19 protein-coding genes are annotated in these 20,271 nt (G+C 47.3%); 16 read left to right on the top strand and 3 right to left on the bottom strand.

The annotated features are described in order from the left end of the window. Positions 1-197: 197 nt before the first annotated feature. Positions 198-1,244, bottom strand: a complete 1,047-nt coding sequence (locus E1963_RS22825; RefSeq protein ID WP_201272051.1) for a zinc-binding dehydrogenase — start codon at positions 1,242-1,244, stop codon at positions 198-200. Positions 1,245-1,479: 235 nt separating this feature from the next. Between E1963_RS22825 and E1963_RS15980 the strand changes: the two genes are divergently transcribed. Further along, positions 1,480-3,039, top strand: coding sequence for a xylulokinase (locus E1963_RS15980; protein WP_132280112.1), 1,560 nt, complete (start codon positions 1,480-1,482; stop codon positions 3,037-3,039). Positions 3,040-3,331: 292 nt separating this feature from the next. Beyond that, positions 3,332-4,024, top strand: coding sequence for an L-ribulose-5-phosphate 4-epimerase (locus E1963_RS15975; RefSeq protein ID WP_066580618.1), 693 nt, complete (start codon positions 3,332-3,334; stop codon positions 4,022-4,024). 50 nt (positions 4,025-4,074) lie between these two features. Here the strand turns inward: E1963_RS15975 and E1963_RS15970 are convergent, their stop codons facing one another. Beyond that, positions 4,075-4,869: an HAD family hydrolase gene (locus E1963_RS15970; RefSeq protein ID WP_132280109.1), complete on the bottom strand. Its 795-nt coding sequence runs from the start codon at positions 4,867-4,869 to the stop codon at positions 4,075-4,077. 327 nt (positions 4,870-5,196) lie between these two features. Between E1963_RS15970 and E1963_RS15965 the strand changes: the two genes are divergently transcribed. The 5 genes from E1963_RS15965 to E1963_RS19470 all read left to right on the top strand — a co-directional run bounded on the left by E1963_RS15965 (position 5,197) and on the right by E1963_RS19470 (position 9,673). Next, positions 5,197-5,520, top strand: a complete 324-nt coding sequence (locus E1963_RS15965; protein WP_132280106.1) for a hypothetical protein — start codon at positions 5,197-5,199, stop codon at positions 5,518-5,520. A gap of 186 nt (positions 5,521-5,706) precedes the next feature. After that, positions 5,707-6,576: an L-ribulose-5-phosphate 3-epimerase gene (locus E1963_RS15960; protein WP_132280103.1), complete on the top strand. Its 870-nt coding sequence runs from the start codon at positions 5,707-5,709 to the stop codon at positions 6,574-6,576. A 24-nt stretch (positions 6,577-6,600) separates the two neighbouring features. Beyond that, a complete protein-coding gene (locus E1963_RS15955; RefSeq protein WP_132280100.1) occupies positions 6,601-8,109 on the top strand; it encodes an FGGY-family carbohydrate kinase in 1,509 nt (502 codons plus the stop codon). A gap of 34 nt (positions 8,110-8,143) precedes the next feature. Beyond that, positions 8,144-9,229 carry an alcohol dehydrogenase catalytic domain-containing protein gene (locus E1963_RS15950; RefSeq protein WP_132280097.1) on the top strand — a complete coding sequence of 362 codons (1,086 nt, stop codon included), beginning with the start codon at positions 8,144-8,146 and terminating at the stop codon, positions 9,227-9,229. A gap of 18 nt (positions 9,230-9,247) precedes the next feature. Then, positions 9,248-9,673, top strand: a complete 426-nt coding sequence (locus E1963_RS19470) for a hypothetical protein (protein ID WP_145964196.1) — start codon at positions 9,248-9,250, stop codon at positions 9,671-9,673. Here E1963_RS19470 and E1963_RS15940 read toward each other — a convergent pair. Continuing rightward, entirely contained in the window at positions 9,657-10,259 is a 603-nt protein-coding gene (locus E1963_RS15940; protein ID WP_132280091.1) for a DUF624 domain-containing protein, read from the bottom strand. The two genes, E1963_RS19470 and E1963_RS15940, sit on opposite strands and share 17 nt — an antisense overlap. Positions 10,260-10,557: 298 nt before the next feature. Here E1963_RS15940 and E1963_RS15935 point away from each other — a divergent pair, with 298 nt between their 5' ends. From E1963_RS15935 to E1963_RS15895, 9 genes are all read left to right on the top strand, one after another. Continuing rightward, a complete protein-coding gene (locus E1963_RS15935; protein ID WP_132280088.1) occupies positions 10,558-11,985 on the top strand; it encodes an ABC transporter substrate-binding protein in 1,428 nt (475 codons plus the stop codon). A gap of 138 nt (positions 11,986-12,123) precedes the next feature. Next, entirely contained in the window at positions 12,124-13,059 is a 936-nt protein-coding gene (locus E1963_RS15930) for a carbohydrate ABC transporter permease (protein WP_132280085.1), read from the top strand. Positions 13,060-13,106: 47 nt separating this feature from the next. Next, positions 13,107-13,928, top strand: coding sequence for a carbohydrate ABC transporter permease (locus tag E1963_RS15925; RefSeq protein WP_132280082.1), 822 nt, complete (start codon positions 13,107-13,109; stop codon positions 13,926-13,928). A 10-nt stretch (positions 13,929-13,938) separates the two neighbouring features. Further along, complete coding sequence (locus E1963_RS15920) at positions 13,939-15,090, top strand: ABC transporter ATP-binding protein (protein ID WP_132280079.1); 1,152 nt, start codon at positions 13,939-13,941, stop codon at positions 15,088-15,090. Positions 15,091-15,094: 4 nt separating this feature from the next. Further along, positions 15,095-16,216 carry an ABC transporter ATP-binding protein gene (locus E1963_RS15915; RefSeq protein WP_132280076.1) on the top strand — a complete coding sequence of 374 codons (1,122 nt, stop codon included), beginning with the start codon at positions 15,095-15,097 and terminating at the stop codon, positions 16,214-16,216. A 41-nt stretch (positions 16,217-16,257) separates the two neighbouring features. Beyond that, complete coding sequence (locus E1963_RS15910; protein ID WP_132280073.1) at positions 16,258-17,349, top strand: alcohol dehydrogenase catalytic domain-containing protein; 1,092 nt, start codon at positions 16,258-16,260, stop codon at positions 17,347-17,349. 20 nt (positions 17,350-17,369) lie between these two features. Further along, a complete protein-coding gene (locus tag E1963_RS15905; protein ID WP_132280070.1) occupies positions 17,370-18,365 on the top strand; it encodes a dihydroxyacetone kinase subunit DhaK in 996 nt (331 codons plus the stop codon). 35 nt (positions 18,366-18,400) lie between these two features. Further along, positions 18,401-19,039, top strand: coding sequence for a dihydroxyacetone kinase subunit DhaL (gene dhaL / locus E1963_RS15900; RefSeq protein ID WP_132280067.1), 639 nt, complete (start codon positions 18,401-18,403; stop codon positions 19,037-19,039). A 156-nt stretch (positions 19,040-19,195) separates the two neighbouring features. Continuing rightward, positions 19,196-20,128 carry a sugar-binding transcriptional regulator gene (locus E1963_RS15895; protein ID WP_049728659.1) on the top strand — a complete coding sequence of 311 codons (933 nt, stop codon included), beginning with the start codon at positions 19,196-19,198 and terminating at the stop codon, positions 20,126-20,128. Positions 20,129-20,271 lie beyond the last annotated feature (143 nt).

Genomic DNA, 20,271 nt, shown 5'->3' with positions numbered 1-20,271 from the left:
TTGGATCAATATCTAATTACAGATAGAGGATATAGAAAAATTTTATATTTAATATCAAAAAATATCAGCAATAGAAAAAAGACCGTACATCAGACTTATCATATAAGAATTGTTAGACAGTCTGACGTACGAATCAATGGGAGGGACGAGAAAATCATTCTCCCTCTACCCTATTTATAAAGAGGGAGGAAATAGGATTAATCCCAAGGATGGAGTACAACTTTGATTGCTTCTCCTGTTTTTGTTAACTGAATACCTTCGTTGATTTTATCCAGTGGAAGAATATGTGTTACAAATTTCTCAGTCGGGAAGGCTGGAGAAATTGCCAGCTGGAAGGCTCTTTTTGACTGGCTGTAGGAAGCACCGAAGTGTCCTTTGATCCAGATGTTGTTGTAATGAATCAGGTTACAGTCGAGTTCTGTCATAGATCCCTTTGGAACTCCGCCAAAGAATACTACCAGACCACCTTTTTTAACCATATGGATACTTTGGGTCTGTGTCGCATTGACAGGTGTGGCAGAGATAACTTTGGCTGCACCTTTTCCACCGGTAAGCGTTTTGATTGCCTCGATTGGATCTTCATCTGAGCTATTAACTGTGATATCAATGCCAAATTGTTTTGCCATTTCAAGTCTCTTTTCGTTGATATCAATCATAATAACCTTTTGGGCACCACGAATCTTTGCAAGTTGTGCCATAAAACATCCGATTGGACCGGCACCGATAATGACCAGTGTATCTGGATAACCTACTTTTACATTTTCCAGACAGGCAAATACAGAAGTAAGAGGTTCTCCAAGGCTTGCGGCATCAAAAGATACATCATCTGGAATATCATAGATACCTCCACGGCGGATTTTTTCACCACTTACAGCGACATACTGTGCAAATCCACCGGTTCCGGCAAGTTTAGCTACAGCAGTGTTGGAACAGTTTTCACTGTGGCCGCTGATGCATTCGTCACACTCCATACAATATGTTCCAGGGAAAAGAAATAAACGGTCTCCTACTTTATATTTTATCTGTTCTTCCCCGATTTCATCTACAAAACCTACAATTTCATGTCCATAGATAAAAGGATAATTTCCTTTTCGGGAGTCAGTTGTAAGGTTTCGAATGTCTGAACCGCAAAGTCCGACAGACATAATTTTTAAAATCAGACCATCCTTTGGACAGAGTGGTTTGTCTGTTTCTTCTACACGGATGTCATTTGGCCCGTACATTAATGCTGCTTTCATTTTCATAGCGTGAACAGCTCCTTTCAATATTAAGTTTGTACATTTAGTATAGATGAGGGAAGAGGAGAAAGGCAAACGGGTTATTTCCGTATACAAACGGCAACAAAACGGAAGAATGACCCAAAATTTCCTCTATAAAACGGAAAATACAATTTTGAGAAGTGCTTCAGAATTTGTTATGGTTTCTATAGAAGAAATATAATTATACATTTTGTTATAATGACAGTACGGAGGAATCGCTATGGCAAGAATTGAAAATTATTTATTAGGAATGGATTGCGGTACTACAAACATAAAAGCGATCATACTTGCAGAGGATGGAACAGTAGTTGCTGAGGCAAGCAGACCAAGTAAATTTTTATCTCCAGGCCCAAATATGCAAGAGCAGGATGCGCATGAATGGTGGGATAATACAGTTGAGATATTCCGCACATTAACATCAAAAGCAGGAGAGGATATTGTAAAGAGAATTAGAGGTATTTCGGTCAGTTCTCATACAGTAACAATGCTTCCGGTAGATAAGGAAGGAAATCCATTGAGAAATGCAATGACTTACCAAGACGATCGTTCGGCAGCAGAGTTACATTATATTGTAGATACTATCGGTTTTGATCGTTTTGTGGAGATTGTAGGAGGGCAGCCGGCAGTTGCATTTCTTCCAAACAAGTTGTTATGGTTCAAAAAGAATGAGCCAGAATTATTTGCGAAGACAGCCTGCTTTTTACAGGCAAGTTCCTATATTAACTTTAAATTGACCGGAAAAATGACAACAGATATTGACCAGGCATCCAGAACCCAGTGCCTTGACATTTCCACAATGAAGTGGTCCAAGGAGATTGGAGATGTTATCGGAATCGATCTTGATGAAGTTCTTCCAAATCCACAGTTAGTAAACGATATTATTGGATTTGTTACAGAGGATGCAGCGAAAGCTACTGGATTAATTGCCGGAATTCCTGTTGTCGCAGGATGTAGCGATGCAATGGCATCTATGTATGCAACAGGTATGAGTCGACTGGGAGAAGCAGGCGAATCATCCGGAACGACATCTCTTGTGTTTGTGGGAAGTGATGTGAAAAGTGCACCAGATATCCCGGTTGTTACAAAACCATGTGCTATTGATGGTATGCCATGGATTTTTGATGCGCCTATTCAGACAAGCGGTGCAGCATTAAAATGGTTTATAGAAACAATGGCAGCAGAAGAACGCGCATATGCAGAGGCACATAATAAAAATATTTATACATATCTAAATGAACTGGCATTGGAATCAAAACCAGGAGCCGGAGGTTTATTCTTCTTCCCATATCTTTTAGGAGAAAGAGCACCGCTCTGGAATGAATATGCCCGCGGAATGTTTATTGGAATGGGAATGGATATGAAGAGAAGTGATTTGGTTCGTTCCGTATTCGAAGGTACTGCATATGCTCTTCGACATGTAATGGAAACAGTGAAAGAATCTGGTGCAAAAGCAAATGTTCTCAGAATTTGTGGTGGAGGAGCAAAGAGTCGTACATGGTCACGGATTAAGGCATCCATGTTGAAAATGCCGGTATATCTGTTGGATGAAAAATCAGGAGATGTTCCAGTGGGAGATGCGCTGATTGTCGGACACAAAGTAGGCGTGTTCCCAGATCTTACCAAAGCAGTTGAGAATATCGTGAAAGTAAATGAAATTATTCAGCCGGTAGATGAATGGGTAGAAGTATATGACAAGTTATATCCATATTACGTTGATATGTATAAACATTTGGATGTGGATCTTAAAAATTTAAAAAATACTGTGGATAGCATTTTTTAGAGCAAAAATTATATTGTTAAGACTGTTGGGAAGCCAATGTAATTTAGAAAAGATATGACAGATATTAGGGCAGAGTATGTTGTCTGTTTCCTGCCATCGCATCAGATTGCCGTGCACATGAGCATCAATCATCCCTGGCGTAACTGTGAGATGCTTCAGATCGATTACGTTCACATCCTTCGGTCTGGAAAGATTCCTGCCTGAATGATGTAAAAGGATTAGAGCTTGTATTCGACGGACATGTATTGTAGTATAGCTTTATAAAATATCGAGATAAAAGGAGGATAAGAACTTGTTAGAAGCGTTAAAAAAAGAAGTGTATGAGGCAAATATGCTGCTTCCAAAGTACGGACTCGTTACATTTACATGGGGTAATGTAAGTGGAATAGACAGAGAAAAGGGACTGTTTGTCATTAAACCGAGCGGTGTGGATTACGATAAGCTGAAAGCGGAAGATATGGTAGTTATGGATCTGGATGGGAATAAAGTTGAGGGGGAATATAATCCTTCATCGGACACGGCGACCCACCTTGAGCTTTACAAGGCATTTCCAGATATGGGGGGAATCGTACATACCCATTCCGAATGGGCGACCAGCTGGGCCCAGGCCGGCAGAGGCATCCCCTGCTATGGAACGACTCATGCTGATTACATGTACGGGGAGATTCCATGTGTGCGCAATCTTACGAGAGAAGAGATAGAAGAGGCCTATGAGAAGAATACAGGCCTTCTGATAGCAGAACACTTCAAAGGAAAAGAATACATGGCAATGCCTGCCGTGCTCTGTAAGAACCACGGTCCTTTTACGTGGGGGAGCAATGCGGACGAAGCGGTACACAACGCGGTCGTCCTGGAAGAGGTCGCGAAGATGGCAGCCCGCTGTGAGCTGATCAACCCGCAGGTGCGGCCTGCACCGCAGGACCTGCAGGATAAGCATTACTACAGAAAACACGGCGCAAATGCATACTATGGACAAAAGAAATAGACAGAATCATAGAGCCGGCGTATTCCGCAGCCAACAGACAGGCCTGCGGATTACGCCGGTTTATCAAGCTCCTTGATGATACCGGCCAGCACTTCCTCAACCGAGTCTGTCGTACAAGTGGAGTGCCGTATGACAGCCGGAGGGGCGTAAGTCATGGCATAGCTTTTGCCTGCAAGCTGAAGCATCTCTTCATCGTTGCACTGGTCGCCGAAAGCGATACAGTCTTGCGGGTCAATCTTAAGATGATCCAGTAGTACCTGGAGCGCGGCCCCTTTGTTGGCCCCCGGGGTAATAAAATCGACCCAGATATTGCCGGATGTCACGATTTTGATCTCATCTGAAAAGAGCCTCTTAAAATATGCCTCCGTCTGTGCGGTACCGTCAAAGTCGCAGAGCGCCAGCTTTAAGAAGGGCTCTTTTACGTCTGTCTTTAAATCATCTACAAATTCCATGTCGTTGCCGACAACATCCAACATATGTTTCGCGAAGCGGGGATTCCGTGAATCTGTGTAGCAGATCCGCTCCCCCGATACGATACATTCGCAGCGGCCGTACTCGCGGACCGCGTCGATAATACGAAGTCCCAGGTTCCTGCTGACCGTACCCTTTGAAAGAGTATTCCCCTCATAGATGCTCAGGGAGCCATTTTCCGCCACGTAGGCAATATCATCCTTTACCGGTGCGAACAGACGCCGCAGGTTCGTGTACTGCCGCCCGCTGGCAGCCGTAAATAAAACGCCATGGCTTTTCAATGTTTTTATCATATCAAATACTTCTGGATTCAGACGTTGCGCCCCATTCTGCAGAAGTGTGCCATCCAGATCACTAGCAATCAGCTTTATCATATCAGCCTCCTTATGTATGTACGATAATGGACATGCTCTGCATGCCCTTTGGCTCTGGTACCATTATAGTACATGAGCGGGAAATAAGAAAGAGACAGATACATAGAATGGACAAATGTAATTAAATGTGAAAAATGTATGGTTTATCTTTTTTGTTCGATGGAAATGTGTTATAACAAGATAGTACAGCAACATCCGGCATGGAGGCTGCGGTGCGGGATACGACAGAATGGGAGGTACGGAAAATGAAAAAAAGAACATAAGCGTGTGCGGTCTTTCTTTGGGTGGCGGTGGCGTTATCAGGCTGTGCCACAGGACAGTTATCCAATGATCATATTAGCATATCCAGATATAAAGGAGTCGGATACCGTTGAGGAGTATAGAGAAGAAGTGAAAAAGCTTCTGGAAGAAAACAATAAGGAGTACATACAGACGGAACTTATGGACACGGCATGGGAGCAGGTGCTTGAAAATACAGAAGTGAAAGAGTATAAGAAAGTAAAAAAGGAGCTGGCGGAAGAGATGGGCTATGAAGATGTAGAAGCGATGGAGAAAGAAGCCCCCGAGGATGCCGTCAGGCGTTATATACTCAGGGATAAGGTGAAGGAGTGGGTTGCCGGCAACTGTATCCAGGCAGCATCAGTTAACTAGGCGTACGGCAGGACGGCCAGAACTTTGTAAGGCGCAAGGTTCTGGCCGCCTTTTTATGCCCCGAAATTACAAAAGTAATATAAACCGAAAAATGTCATTGCTTTTTTTGTGCAGTACTCGTATAATTGTTCTTGTAAAATCATTTAAAATATATAAATTGCACAAAACGGAGAAAGGAGGGGAGATATGACATATAGGAATACATACAGGATCGGGGTCTATGAGAAAGCTATGCCCGCAGAGCTGGCATGGGAAGAACGTCTGTCGGCTGCGAAAGAAGCCGGTTTTGACTATATAGAAATGAGCATTGATGAGACAGATATGAGAATGTCCCGGCTTGACTGGAGTGATGATCAGATAAGCGGGCTCTTGGAAGCACAGAAAAAAGTGGGCATCCCCATCGAGACGATCTGCTTCAGTGCACAGCGGAAATATCCGCTAGGGAGCAGAAAGTGGGAAAAAGAGGCCAGAGAGCTTCTGCGCAAGGGTATTCTGTTTGCCGGGAAAATGGGCATACGGCTGATACAGACGCAGGGGTATGACTGCTATTATGATGAGACGAGCGATAAGGCGACAAGAGAAAGATTTTATAGAAATCTGGAAGAAGGGACGATGTTTGCCGCTTCCCATGGTGTAATGCTGGCTATCGAGACGATGGAAAATGATTTCATGAATACGGTGGAAAAAGCCATGTACAGCGTAAACAGGGTAAATTCACCGTATCTCCAGGTGTACCCTGATATTGGAAATATCTTCAATGCCACGAGCGATGTAGCGGGAGATATCACTACCGGAAGAGGGCACATCGCGGCGGCCCATCTGAAAGAGACTGTGGTTGGAAAATTTAGAGAAATTCCATACGGGACAGGGCAGGTTGACTTCCCGATGGCTATTGCAAAGCTATATGAGCAGGGAGTCAGAAGATATGTTGCGGAATTCTGGTACTGCGGGGAAGAGAACTGGAGAGAGATCGTGCGGGCGAACAGGGCTTTTCTTGAGGAGCAGTTTGAAAAGGCCAGGCATCTGCTTGGCTTGCCGGAAGATATCAGCGCATGAGAAGTTCGGAAAGGAGTTCTGAGAATGGGAAAGTATGTAATTGGTCTGGATAACGGCGGCACATCCACGAAAGCAGCTATCTTTGATCTGAAAGGAAAGGAAATCGCTTCAGCCGGAAGACAGACGAAAGTTATTACTCCGAAATCGGGCTACACAGAACGTGATATGGAGGAACTGTGGCTGGCTAACTGTGACTGTGTTAAGCGGGCGCTTGAGAAGGCAGGGACGGATGGCGCTGATATACTTGGAATAGCTGTATGCGGGCATGGGAAAGGGCTGTATCCTTGGGGCAAAGACGGCAAGCCTGCATATAACGGAATTATCTCTACCGACAGCCGCGCCTGGAAATATCCAAAAAGATGGCATGATAACGGAGCATATGACGAGCTGCGCGGCCAGCTGTGCCAGGAACTTATGGCCTGTCAGCAGGTATCGCTGCTTGCGTGGTTCAAGGAGCATCACAGGGATGTATACGACAATATGGAGTATGTATTCTCTGTAAAAGATTATATACGCTTCCGCCTTACCGGGGAAGCCTACAGTGAAGCCACAGACATCTCAGGTTCCGGTCTCATGGATGTGAAGCATGCAAGGTTCGACAAGACGATACTGGAAAAGCTCGGCATAGAAGAGGTATATGACAAACTGGCCCCGGTAAGATATTCGTATGACTTATGCGGTACGGTTACAAAAGCGGCGGCGGAACTTACCGGGCTCCTGGAAGGGACACCTGTGGCAGGGGGGATGTTTGATATCGACGCCTGTGCCGTCGCGGTGGATGTCATGTCACCGGAAAAGCTGTGTACGATAGCCGGAACCTGGAGCATTAACGAATATATCTCCGAGACACCCGTACTGGATGGAAGCATCGCGATGAATTCGCTGTTTGCCGTACCGGGATATTATCTGGTAGAAGAATGCAGTGCCACTTCTTCCGGCAATCTGGAATGGTTTTTGGAAAACTGCATGGAAGGAGAGCAGATACCGGATGGAAAGACAATATACGATGTAGTAAATGAAAAGGTAAGCAGCATAGAGCCGGAAGAATCGGATGTATATTTCCTGCCTTTCCTGTATGGCTCCAATGCCCATCCGCTCGGGAAAGGAGCGTTTGTCGGACTTACTACTTATCATGACAAGGCACATATGCTGAGAGCTGTCTATGAAGGTGTGGCATATTCCCACCGGACTCATATCGAGCGCCTCTTGTCTTCGAGGAAACCGCCGGAGGCCATCCGCATGGCAGGCGGCGCGGTAAATTCCAAAGTCTGGGTCCAGATGTTCGCGGATGCGTTGGGCCTGCCGATCGAGACGGTGGAGGCCAAGGAGCTGGGAGCTCTTGGCTGCGGAATGGCAGCGGCAATCGCGGCAGGAGTGTACAAAGATTATAAAGATGCTGCAGACCATATGGTACATATATCGGACCGGATATATCCGGATGGAGACAAGACTGCTGTCTACCAGAAGAAATATGAAAAGTACCGCGAAGTGGTAAGAGCGCTTGATACTGTCTGGGGACAGTTCGAGGTATAGAATAATATGATGAAAAATGAAAGGTGGAAACATTATGGCAAACCAAGGAAGTACCCCGAAAACGATGAAGGCCTTAGTGGCATACGGTAAAGATGACTACCGCTTTGAAGCCGAATATCCCGTACCGGATTGCGGGCCGGACGATATTATCATTCAGACAGAAGCGTGCGGCATCTGTGCCGGCGATTTAAAGTGCAGCCACGGCGCTGCTATGTTCTGGGGTGACGCTGTACAGCCGGCATGGGTAAAGCCTCCGTTTATACCTGGCCATGAATTTTTCGGCCGTATCGTGGAAATGGGTGAAAATGTAGAAGGCTATAAACTGGGAGACAGAATTATTGCGGATCAGATCGTTCCATGCGGAAAATGCCGGTTCTGCAAAGATGGCCATTATTGGATGTGCCAGCCTCATGATATGCTGGGCTTCCAGTCATATAATAACGGAGGTATGGCGGAGTATGTGCGGTATCCAAAGAACTGTGTAATCAGCAGTGTTCCCGAAGATATGAGCATCGAGCAGGCACTTCTTGTAGAACCTTATGGCTGTTCCAAACACGCAGTAGACAGGGGAAGCATCACGAATGAAGACATCGTAGTCATATCCGGCGCAGGGACGCTCGGCCTCGGCATGATTACATATGCAAGGATGAAAAATCCCAAACTATTAATTGTACTGGACATGCAGGATGCCCGTCTTGAAAAGGCGAAAGAGTTCGGTGCGGATCTTGTGTTCAATCCGGGAACCTGCGATATTGACAAAGAGATAAAAGCTTTGACTGACGATTACGGCTGTGATGTATATATCGAAGCCACAGGCCATCCATCCAGCGTCATCCAGGGGCTTGCAATCACAAGAAAGCTTGGCCGGTTTGTAGAATTCAGCGTGTTCGGGGCAGAAACCTCTGTCGACTGGTCTATCATCGGAGACAGGAAGGAGCTGGATATCCTTGGGGCACACTTGAGTCCGTATGCCTATCCATTCGTCATAGACAATATGATGAAAGGCAGCTTAAAGACCGAAGGCGTCGTCTCAAGCATGTTCCGCATTGAGGAGTGGGAAAAAGCCTTCGACTATGCATCCGGAAAATACGGCGACTTTAAAGTGGCATTCAAGTTTTAACTGGGGAGTTTAAGTAAAGTGGACGCGGGCGGGGAGCCGGGTGGCATCTGCTCCGATGCGTACGAGGCTCCGACTATTTCACGTATCCCTAACCCTGCGGAATGCGCGCCGATAGCGGCTTACATCCCGCAGGATAAGGGCTACGGAAAGGATTCTCCGCCTCTCCCGCTTATACCTGCGCATCTCCCACCCGGCTCCCCGCCCGTGCCAGTAAAGTGGATAGCCGATGGGGAGGTATGGGACAGATGCGAAGGTGTAAGCGGAAGGGACGGAGAATCCTCACCAGATTCCTTGGCCCGTGGGATGAGAGCCGCTATCGGCGAACATTCCACAGGCTTAGGAATCTGTGTGATAGTCGCAGTTCCCGGACGCATCGGAGCATCTGCCCCATACCTCCCCAGCGGCGTCTACATTACTAAACCCCCAATTACCGGTACTTCCTGAACACTTTTTCAAACAAGATGAGTATCCCGTACACGATCAGGGACGGGCCGAACAGGATACACAGGCCTTTGGTAAAAGTGAAACGGATGAACAAGAATCCGGAAATACCATAAAACACGGCCGCAATGAGCGTCACAGGTGCATACATGAAAGTGAACACAAAAGAATTGAACAGTATCTCTGCGAAACTGCCGGTAAAGTTTATCATAACCGGATATACCCAGAGCATGGTGAGCGCAGCCGTCAGATAGGCGAGGCCGGATATGGATATCAGGGCGGTACTGCCTGGCACGGCTGCAGCCGTCAGTATGTAACACGCTGCCGCGAATGCTGCGGAAAGCAGCGCGAACGCGGTCCAGATGACAGCTGCCCTTTTCCAGTGCAGCTTAAAACCGGCCTTGAAATTCTGCAGGACTTCAGTACTGCCGCAAAAAAGTCGGTTAGCCGTATAATATTGGGCGGCTGTCGCCGGACCGATCGTAACGATCGGGATGCAGCATATGAGCCAGATGATGTTTAAGAGAGTCAGACGGCTCAGCAGGAGAGCGGCCTTCATAAAGCCGCCGTCATATTCAAAAACCTTCATAAGTACGGACCTCCGGGTATCAGTTTATGGAGTAATCATACAATAAAAAACAGATGGTTGCAAGGAAAAAGAACGTTGTTAAAGAAAAAACAGACAAAAGAACGAATAAAATATAGGAAATATTAGTGCAAAAATACCTTAAACACGGCATAAAATAAGACAAATGACAAAATGCTTGACAAATGACAGAATTGGGAATATACTGGCTTTAGACAAAATGCATAAAAAATCGGGCAGGTAAACCGAAAAAAGAAGCACTTTTTTATGCAGAGAATGTATCAAAAGGGAGGAAAGAAGTATGAAAAAAAGAGTAATCAGTGTTCTTCTATGTGCAGTGATGGTTGGCTCGATGCTGGCAGGATGCGGCAAAGGTTCCGATTCCGGCGGCGATGATGACAAGGCAAAATCGAGCGGCAAGGCCGAGGACTTTGACTGGAAAAACTACGAAGGCACGACGATCAATGTAATGTTCAATGAACATAACTATTCAAAAGCGGTAATATCCAAAATTGAAGAGTTTGAAGATCTGACAGGTATTACGGTCGAATATTCATCCACACCGGAATCCAATTACTTTGACAAGCTGAATACATCCTTGAGCAGCCGCTCCGGTACTCCGGATGTGTATATGACCGGTGCATATCAGGTATGGGAATACGCGTCAGCCGGCTATATGGAACCATTGGAAGATTACATAAACGACGCATCCAAGACAGCAGCCGACTACAATTATGATGACTTTATCAGTGCAACGGTAGAACCTCTTAAATGGGACCTTGTTCCGGGGCATGCAGTAGGCGAAGGCTCCCAGTGGGCACTCCCGATGGGATGGGAACTGAATAACCTGGCTTACAACAAGAAGGTATTTGAGGAAAAAGGAATAACGGTTCCGACTACTACAGACGAGCTGCTTGAGACGGCAAAATCGCTCGACGAATTTAACGGCTCCGGCTCTTATGGCATCGCAGTACGCGGTACACGTGAATGGGCTACGATTCATCCTGGATACATGTCATTGTTTGCTACGTGGGGCGGAAAAGACTTTGCAATTGAAGACGGCAAGCTCGTATGCCAGCTGGATTCAAAAGAAGCGATTGAAATGACGGATTACTGGGTGAAATTAATAAAAGAAGCAGGCGCTCCGCAGTGGTCCAACTATACGTGGTATGAGGCGAGCTCAGACCTTGGCGCAGGAAAAGCCGCTATGCTATTTGACGCTACAAGTGCCGGATACTTCCAGAACTACGAAGGCGCATCTGACCAGTCAGGCAACATCGCATGGTCCACGATTCCGCTTCCTGAAGGAAAGACAGAAGAGGATATGAAGGCAAATGTATGGATATGGTCACTTGCTATGAATGCTGATTCTAAGAATAAGGATGCCGCATGGTATTTCATCCAGTATTTTACGAGCCCGGATTACATGCTTTATGCAGGAACTGACGGTGCTAGCCCGGATACGCCGCGTACATCCGTTATGGAGAGTGATGAGTACAAAGCGATTGTCGGAAAAGCAGACAACTACCTTGAATCTATCGACGTATTATCTGAAAATGCAACGATTCAGTTTACGCCTCAGCCGTACTTCTTCGAGTGTACGACCAAATGGGCGGAAGTGCTCCAAGATCTGGTACTTACTGATAAGTATTCATCCACAGAAGATGCTATGAAACAGCTTAAGAAGGACCTGGATGCGATTGTATCTGATTTAGAAGTATCCGAATAACTCTGGAACATACAATAGCAGCTCATATATACTTAAGGGTGAAAGGCAAGGAGGGGTTACCTGACCCTCCTTGATTTTTTTCTAACATGAAGTCCTGGATTATTTGAATCAGGAAAACAGAAATTGGAGGAAACGCTAATGAAAGAGCAGAAAAAAAACAGTGCCGCCGTGAGCGAGCTGAATGTGGTGCCGTTTAAGACGAGGATGCGTCCGTACCTGATTGTAGCTCCTGCACTGATTATTACGATCGGAATTATGATTCCTTTTGTGATGTCTATCTATTTCTCGCTGACAAGCTACTCGTTCAGGATGCCGACGTACAGTTTTATCGGATTGAAAAACTGGATTACCATACTTACTTCCTCGGGATTCTGGAAATCAGTATGGGTAACCTTGCGGTATGCATTCTTCAGCACCGTGCTCGAGATGGGGATAGGCCTGGGGATTGCCATGCTGCTGAATAATCTGGAGAACCGTTTTTCAAAGATCCTCAGGGTCGTTCTCATATTCCCGCTTATGGTTGCGCCGATTACTGCCACCATTATATGGCAGCTGATGCTGAACAACTCTGTAGGCATCGTAGAAAAGTTCCTGAACTTCTTCGGGGTATATAACTTCCCGTGGGCGGCCAGCGCGTCGACGGCGATGATGACGGTCGTGATGATCGACATATGGGTCAATACTTCGTTCTGCATGCTGCTTGTGCTTGCAGGGCTGCAGTCGCTTCCGAAATCACCGTTTGAATCAGCGAAGATTGACGGAGGAAGCGCATGGTTCAACTTCCGGAATCTGACACTGCCTATGCTGAAGCCGAGCCTATACATCGCATTGCTGTTCCGCCTCATGGCGGCGCTGCAGGAATATGCCATTATATTCGGACTGACAAAAGGAGGGCCGGGCGACACGCTTATGAACCTGTCTCTGACCTCATACCAGACGGGGTTCCAGTTCCAGAAATTTGGATATGCCCTTCCGTACATACTGGTACTATGGGTATTTATAAATATCGTGGCCAAACAGATTGTCAAGAGGCAGCGTATGGCTCAGAAACTGGCGTCGGGGCAGGATGAGTAGCCGGCAGCATAAGGATATAAAATATATAGTCAGAAAGGATGTAAAGCATGGAAAGTAAAAAAAGATTGGGCCGTGTCGTCCAGAATCTACTGTTAGTCATATATACGATTTTTGCTTTGTTTCCATTGTTGTGGATGCTTATCCTGACAATAAAGCCCGATGCACAGATGTATACGACGACGTTTGTATTCAGCCCTACATTGGACAATTACAAAGCAGTCATATTCCAGTCAGATTATCTCAAATATATGTTGGACAGTCTGATCGTAGCAGGGGGCGCGGTTATCGTCTCCGTCGTGGCAGGGGTGCCTGCCGCATACGCACTTGCAAGATATAATTTTAAGAAAAAGGAGGACATAGCATTCCAGATATTGTCTTTCAAATTCGCTCCTGAAATCCTGGTCGTATTACCCTTGTTCATGCTCTTCCAGAAGCTGGGCATCTATGATTCTTATTTTGGGCTTATCTGGGTATACCAGCTGATTTGCATGCCCCTGCTTATCTGGGTCGTAAGAGGTTACTTTGAAGATATCTCTGTTGAGATCGAGCATGCGGCCCAGGTTGACGGTTATACGTGGTATCAGATATTTTTCAAGATGCTGGTGCCTCTGATCAAGCCGGGTCTCGTATCCGCAGCTCTGCTGGCATTCATCTTTGCCTGGAACAGCTTTACGTTCCCGCTGATTCTGGCAGGTACGAACGTACAGCCGATTACAGTAGCCATTACCAAGTTCCTCGGAACAGACAGTGCCCATTATGGACAGCTGGCCGTCGCGGCAACTGTGTCTGCGTTACCCGCTATTATTTTCGCATTATGTATACAGAAACATTTAGTGCGTGGTCTGAGCTTTGGCGCTGTGAAGGGATAGGTGTGAGAATATGTCAAGAATACAATTGGAAAATGTTACAAAAAAATTCGGAAAAGTTACGGCTTTGGACGGCATATCCCTGGATATAAGAGATAAAGAGTTCTTCGTCCTGTTCGGCCCCGCAGGTGCCGGCAAGACAACCATCCTTAATTGTATTGCAGGTATCCAGATACCGGAAGAAGGGGTTGTAAAATTCGACGGAGAAGTCATGAATCTAACAGATGCTGCCCACAGGGACACGGCGATGGTGTTTGAGAACTATGCGCTGTATCCCCAGATGACAGTGTATGACAATATGGCTTCACCCTTGCGCAGCCCGTTATACAAAAAGGATGAAGCATACATAAAAGAGAAGATTCAGGAAGTCGCAGAGATGATGAAGATGGACTATCTTCTGCAGCGCCTGCCGAGCCAGCTGTCCAACGGCCAGAAACAGCGTGTCGCCATGGGCCGCGCGCTCGTCCGTTCGCCGCGGGTATATCTTATGGACGAACCGCTTGCACATCTGGATGCAAAGCTCCGCAATTCTATGCGTACGGAGCTGAAGGAGATACAGGCTAACTTTGGAACGACGAGCGTCTATGTAACCCACGATTTCATGGAGGCCATGTCTCTGGGGGACAGGATCGCTATCGTAAATGAAGGTAAGATCGTCCAGATAGGTACCGGTGACGAGATTTATTACATGCCGTGCAATGAATTTGTAAGCCAGCTCATGGGTGACCCGGAGATCAACCTGATTGCGGGGACACTTAAAAAGGAGGGGGATTCTTATTCATTTATAATGGATGCGGGAGAAAAGGTGTATCACCTTCCGACGGATTATGAACTGTTTGAAAAGCTGGATGATCTGGGATGCGAGAAAGTGGATATCGGCATGCGGCCCCAGAACCTGAACTATTCTTTTGAGGCTCATGAAGGATATCTGAAGTGTACGGTATACAGTTATGAAAGCATAGGAAACAAATCCGTGATCGTTGCGGAGCTGAACGGTCTTCAGCTTCGGATGATCGCCCCCAATGGACTCACTGTCAAGATCGATCAGGATATTTATGTCGATATGGAACTTAACTACGCTATGTTCTTTGACGCAGAGTCAAAAGAATATTTGACAAGATATAACGAAGCTGCCGTATTGGCTTTGACAGAACAGGAGGGGTAGGGATATGGCTGGATTGAGAATAGAACATCTGTATAAACGTTATGAAAATAACGGCAAAAAAAAGAAAAACGCGGTACAGAATGATTATGCTGTAAAGGATCTGAACCTTGTATGTGAACAGGGGGAATTTATAGCGCTTCTGGGCCCCTCCGGGTGCGGCAAGACCACGACGCTGCGTATGACCGCAGGTCTGGAGGATATCACGAAGGGGGATATCTATATCGGGGATACGCTCGTCAACAACCTTCACCCGAAAGACAGGCACATCGGCCTTGCTTTTGAAGACTATGCCATGTATCCGCCTCTGACCGTATACGACAACATAGCGTTCAACTTAAAGGCGAAAGGCGTCGATAAGGCGGAGATCGATAAGCGGGTGCAGGAGATCGCGCCTCTGATGCAGTGTGACGATCTGCTGGATAAGATGCCTGTCAAGCTGTCCGGCGGTCAAAAGCAGCGTGTCAATATTGCGCGCGCGATCATACGGCGTCCGGAGCTGCTCCTCATGGATGAGCCCCTGTCACATCTGGACGGGAAGGCCCGCCAGGCGATGCGTACGGAGATAAAGCGCCTTATCAACGACATCAAGTGTACGACCGTATATGTTACGCATGACCAGCTGGAGGCGATGTCGCTGGCAGATAAGATTGCCATCATTAACTTTGGCGTGCTGCAGCAGTTCGGAACGCCGGCAGAAGTATACGACGATCCGGTAAATGAGTTTGTCGCCTCCTTTATCGGAGAGCCGCCGATGAATATCCTGGAGACGACGATTGCCGGAGAGGGGGATCATTTCTTCTTCACATTTAAGGACAGCAATCTGAAGATAGCCGTCCCGGAGCGCTACTATAAAGTGGTGAGCAGCGGGTTCAAGTGCAAGATGGGGGTACGTCCTATGGATGTGCTCATCGGCGGGGCAGATTCTATGGGTACGCCGGAGGAAGTTGCCACATTTGAGAATCTGGGTGACGAACGCCGTATCGGTATCCATGTCGGAGAAGCGCTGCTTATGCTTATCACCGATGATGAAGCCCGCTATAAGAGCGGCGATATCATCAAGCTGGAGGTCCGCGGCGAGAAGACACATCTGTTTGATATCGAGACGGGAGACCGTATACGTGAATAGCGTGTAGTTCAATAAAGTATTAATAAAAGGAGGTAGTCATAATGAGCAGTTTACCAGAAAAAATGAAAGCGATTGTAGCCTATGCGCCCGGCGATTACAGATATGAAATGGTTGACACGCCGAGAGCAGGAGAAGGAGAGATGATTCTGAAAGTAGAAGCCTGCGGTATCTGTGCGGGAGATACGAAAGCTTATGCAGGAGCTGCAAGCTTCTGGGGATTTGACGGACAGCCCAAGTATATTAAGGAACCTATGATACCGGGCCATGAGTTCGTCGGTACAGTGGTAGAGATGGGGGAGAAGGTAAAAGGCAGCTGGAAGGTAGGCGACAGGATCTGTCCGGAGCAGATCGTACCGTGCGGAGAGTGCATGTTCTGTAAGACCGGGCGCCACTGGATGTGCGAGAAACATGACCTGTTTGGCTTCCAGAACAATGTAAATGGCGGAATGGCTGAATATGTAAAGCTTACGAAAGAAGCGATTCCCTATCTGGTGCCGGCGGATATGCCCATAGAGAAGGCAGCCTTGATTGAACCGTACGGCTGTTCGTTCCACTGTGTAGAGCGCGCCCAGGTGACGCCGAGAGATTTTGTCGTACTGTCCGGTGTGGGCACTCTTGGTCTTGGGATGGTGGGAGCCATCAGGCAGGCAAATCCGAGATGCCTCGTAGTTCTCGATATGAATGAAGCCCGGCTTGCAAAAGCCCTGGAGTTTGGAGCGGATATTGCGATAAATCCTGCAAAAGAGGATGTGGCTGCTAAAATCAAAGAGATGACCGACGGCTACGGATGCGACATCTATATAGAAGCGACCGGACATCCGTCGAGCGTACAGCAGGGGCTTGACGCTATACGGAAGATGGGGCGCTTCGTAGAGTTCTCCGTATTCGGGCAGCCGGTTACGGTAGACTGGTCTATCATCTCGGACAGGAAAGAACTGGATCTGCTGGGCGTACATCTAAGCCCGTTCTGCTATGATACGGTCATAGACTGGATTGGCAGCGGAAAGCTTCCGACCGAAGGAGTCGTAACCCATAAGTTCCCTCTGGAGAGATGGGAAGAAGGATTCCACATTGCAAAGACCGGCGAGAACGGAGCACTGAAAGTGATTCTTGTTCCAAGCATGGATGCATAAGGCGTAAGGAGGAAAAGTGTATGCAGCGAATAGTAAACAATCCGGATAACATTGTAGATGAGATGCTGGGAGGCTTTCTGAAAGCGCATGGCGATATCGTGGAGGCAACGGACAATCCAAGGGTCGTTAAGGCGAAGAATATTCCGGAAGGAAAAGTCGGCGTGGTAACCGGAGGAGGTTCCGGCCATAAACCAGCTTTTATCGGATACGTAGGAGAGAACCTGTGCGACGCGGCAGCCGTAGGGGAGATCTGTTCCTCCCCTACCGCGGCAGCGTTCCTGGATGCCTGCAAGGCAGCAGATCAGGGAAAGGGGGTTGCATGTCTGTACGGCAATTACTCGGGAGATAACATGAATGTAAAGATGGCAGTGAAGATGGCCAAAAAGGCAGGCATTACGGTAAAGACGGTCGTGGCCAATGACGATGTGGCATCCGCACCAAAGGACCAGAGAGGGAAACGCCGCGGTGTGGCCGGTGAAGTCCTGATGTGGAAAGTAGGCGGAGCGAAAGCGGCCCAAGGCGGTGATCTGGACGAGGTGGTTGCGGCAGCCCAGAAGGCCATCGACAATACCCGTTCTGTAGGCATCGGGCTGACGCCTTGTACGCTTCCTGCGGTAGGCCATCCGAATTTCGAGATCAAGGACGGAACGATGGAAGTCGGCATCGGCCATCACGGTGAACCGGGGATCGAGGTATGCCCGCTGGAGACGGCAGATAAGATGGCTAAGAGAATGGTCGATGTGGTGCTGCCGGATTATCCATTCACGGAAGGGGACGAGGTGGCAGTGCTTGTATCCGGGCTTGGAGCGACACCGGTCATGGAGCTGTATGTATTATATGATGAGATTGATAAGCTTCTGGAAGAGAAGGGAATCAAAACCTACAAAGCATATGTGGGCAATTACTTCACGTCCCTTGAGATGATGGGGGCGACGCTGACACTCATGAAGCTGGATGAGGAGCTGAAGGAGCTGCTGGATATGCCGGCTTACAGCATGGGGCTGAAACAAAGATAGGACGAACCGACAACATACAGGAAGGGGTTAATGAGATGAGTACATTTAAAAATGCAGACGGCAAGCCTGTATTGCTGAAAATGGTCAAGGCCATCCAGGATAATAAAGCGTACCTCGGTGAGGTAGACGGCCTGATTGGAGACGGAGATCATGGCATGAACATGAACAAAGGATTTTCTGTATTTGAAGCCCGTTTTGCGGATAAGGACATAAGCTTTACGGAAGGGCTGGATGAGCTGGGCATGATACTGCTGAATGAAATAGGAGGCTCCATGGGGCCTATCTATGGCACGATCCTGATGGATATGGCAGAGGCAGGGGAAGGCCTGGAGGACATCAGTGTGGCTGATTTTGGCAATATGCTGGCGGCAGGGCTTGACGGCCTGCAGGGGATCGTGGAGGCCCAGGTGGGAGATAAGACGCTGGTAGACACGCTATCTCCTGCGGTAGACGCGGTAAAGCAGGCCCAAGAAGCGGGGGAAGGATATGAAGCGGCGCTTCAGAAGATGAAGGCGGCAGCAGAAACCGGGCGCGACAGTACGAAGGATATGGTGGCAAAGTTCGGACGCTCCAGCCGTCTGGGAGAGCGCTCCAGAGGGGTGCTTGACGCCGGAGCCGCATCATGCTGCATCATATTGTCCGCAATGGCGGAAGGAATATCAGAACTGCTGTAACGCATGTAATGAACTACATTAGAACATCAACCCAAGGTGCCTGTTTAGGGCATTTTGGGTTTTTTTGGCTGCAAACAATAAGTGGAAAATATAAAGAAGCAATGTTATACTCTAATTAAGATAAGAATATAGTTAGGTTTTTAACAAGGAGGCACTATGAAAAGGAACCTGTATATAAAAATAGCGTATTGGTATTATACGCTTGGAATGACCCAGGATGAGATCGCGAAGCGTCTTTCTTTTACGAGGCAGAAAGTGAACCAGATTATCAGCTCTCTTATAGATCTGGACGTTGTAAATATCAATATCCACGGTTATGAGCGGGATAATGTGGAGCTGGAGTGCAGGATAGAGGAGCGTTTTGGATTGAAGGAGGTGCTCGTTACAGAAGATTACGGGGAAAGTAGCACCGCAATCTACAAAGTTGCCAATGTAGCAGCCCAGTACCTGGATGAAAATATCAAGCAGGGGGATATCATCGGTGTATCCTGGGGGCATACCCTGTCGGAAGTCGTCAAGCAGATGGAATTTAAAAGGCGCAGCGAATGCCGGGTGGTACAGCTTATCGGTGCACAGAACATAGAGGACTTCGTGGAGAAGTCGGATGAAATTGCCAGAGGGCTTGCCAACAGGCTGGACTGCCCAAGCTATATGCTGTACGCCCCGGTTGTGGTGGAACACGCAGAGACGAAAAAATGGCTTATGGAGGAAAGAAGCATCAAGGTATCCTGTGAGCTTATGCAGAAGTGCGATGTGGCGCTGCTTGGGGTAGGAGAGCTTACAGAACAGTCTACCATGTGTACGAGCGGCCACATAACGAGAAATGACGTGCGGATTCTGAGAGAACGTGGATTTGTGGGAGATATCGCCATGAATCCGATCAGGAAAGACGGAAGCTGGGACAACTGTCCCTTGAGCGACAGGCTTTTAAATGCAGATATGGAGTGTCTGAAAGGAATTAAGAATACCGTCCTGATTGCAAGCGGCGCGCAGAAAGTGGAGGCAATACAGGCGGCCCTTTGTACGGGAACCATCAACACGCTGATAGTAGACGTGACGACGGCAAGGCAGGTTATGGACAGCTTTTAATATATTAATACAATAAAGAAGAAAATACAGCGTTATCTGAACAGGGGGTTCAGATAGCGCTTTTTTATTTATAGAAATGAATTGACAAAAACGTACGAGGTGATATACTGAAATTACAAATGTAAGAATATATTACATTTGTA

Source organism: Extibacter muris, from assembly GCF_004345005.1.
Lineage (GTDB): Bacteria > Bacillota > Clostridia > Lachnospirales > Lachnospiraceae > Extibacter > Extibacter muris.
The sequence above is the reverse complement of the archived record's forward strand: the minus strand, read 5'-3'. Positions and strand labels throughout refer to the sequence as shown.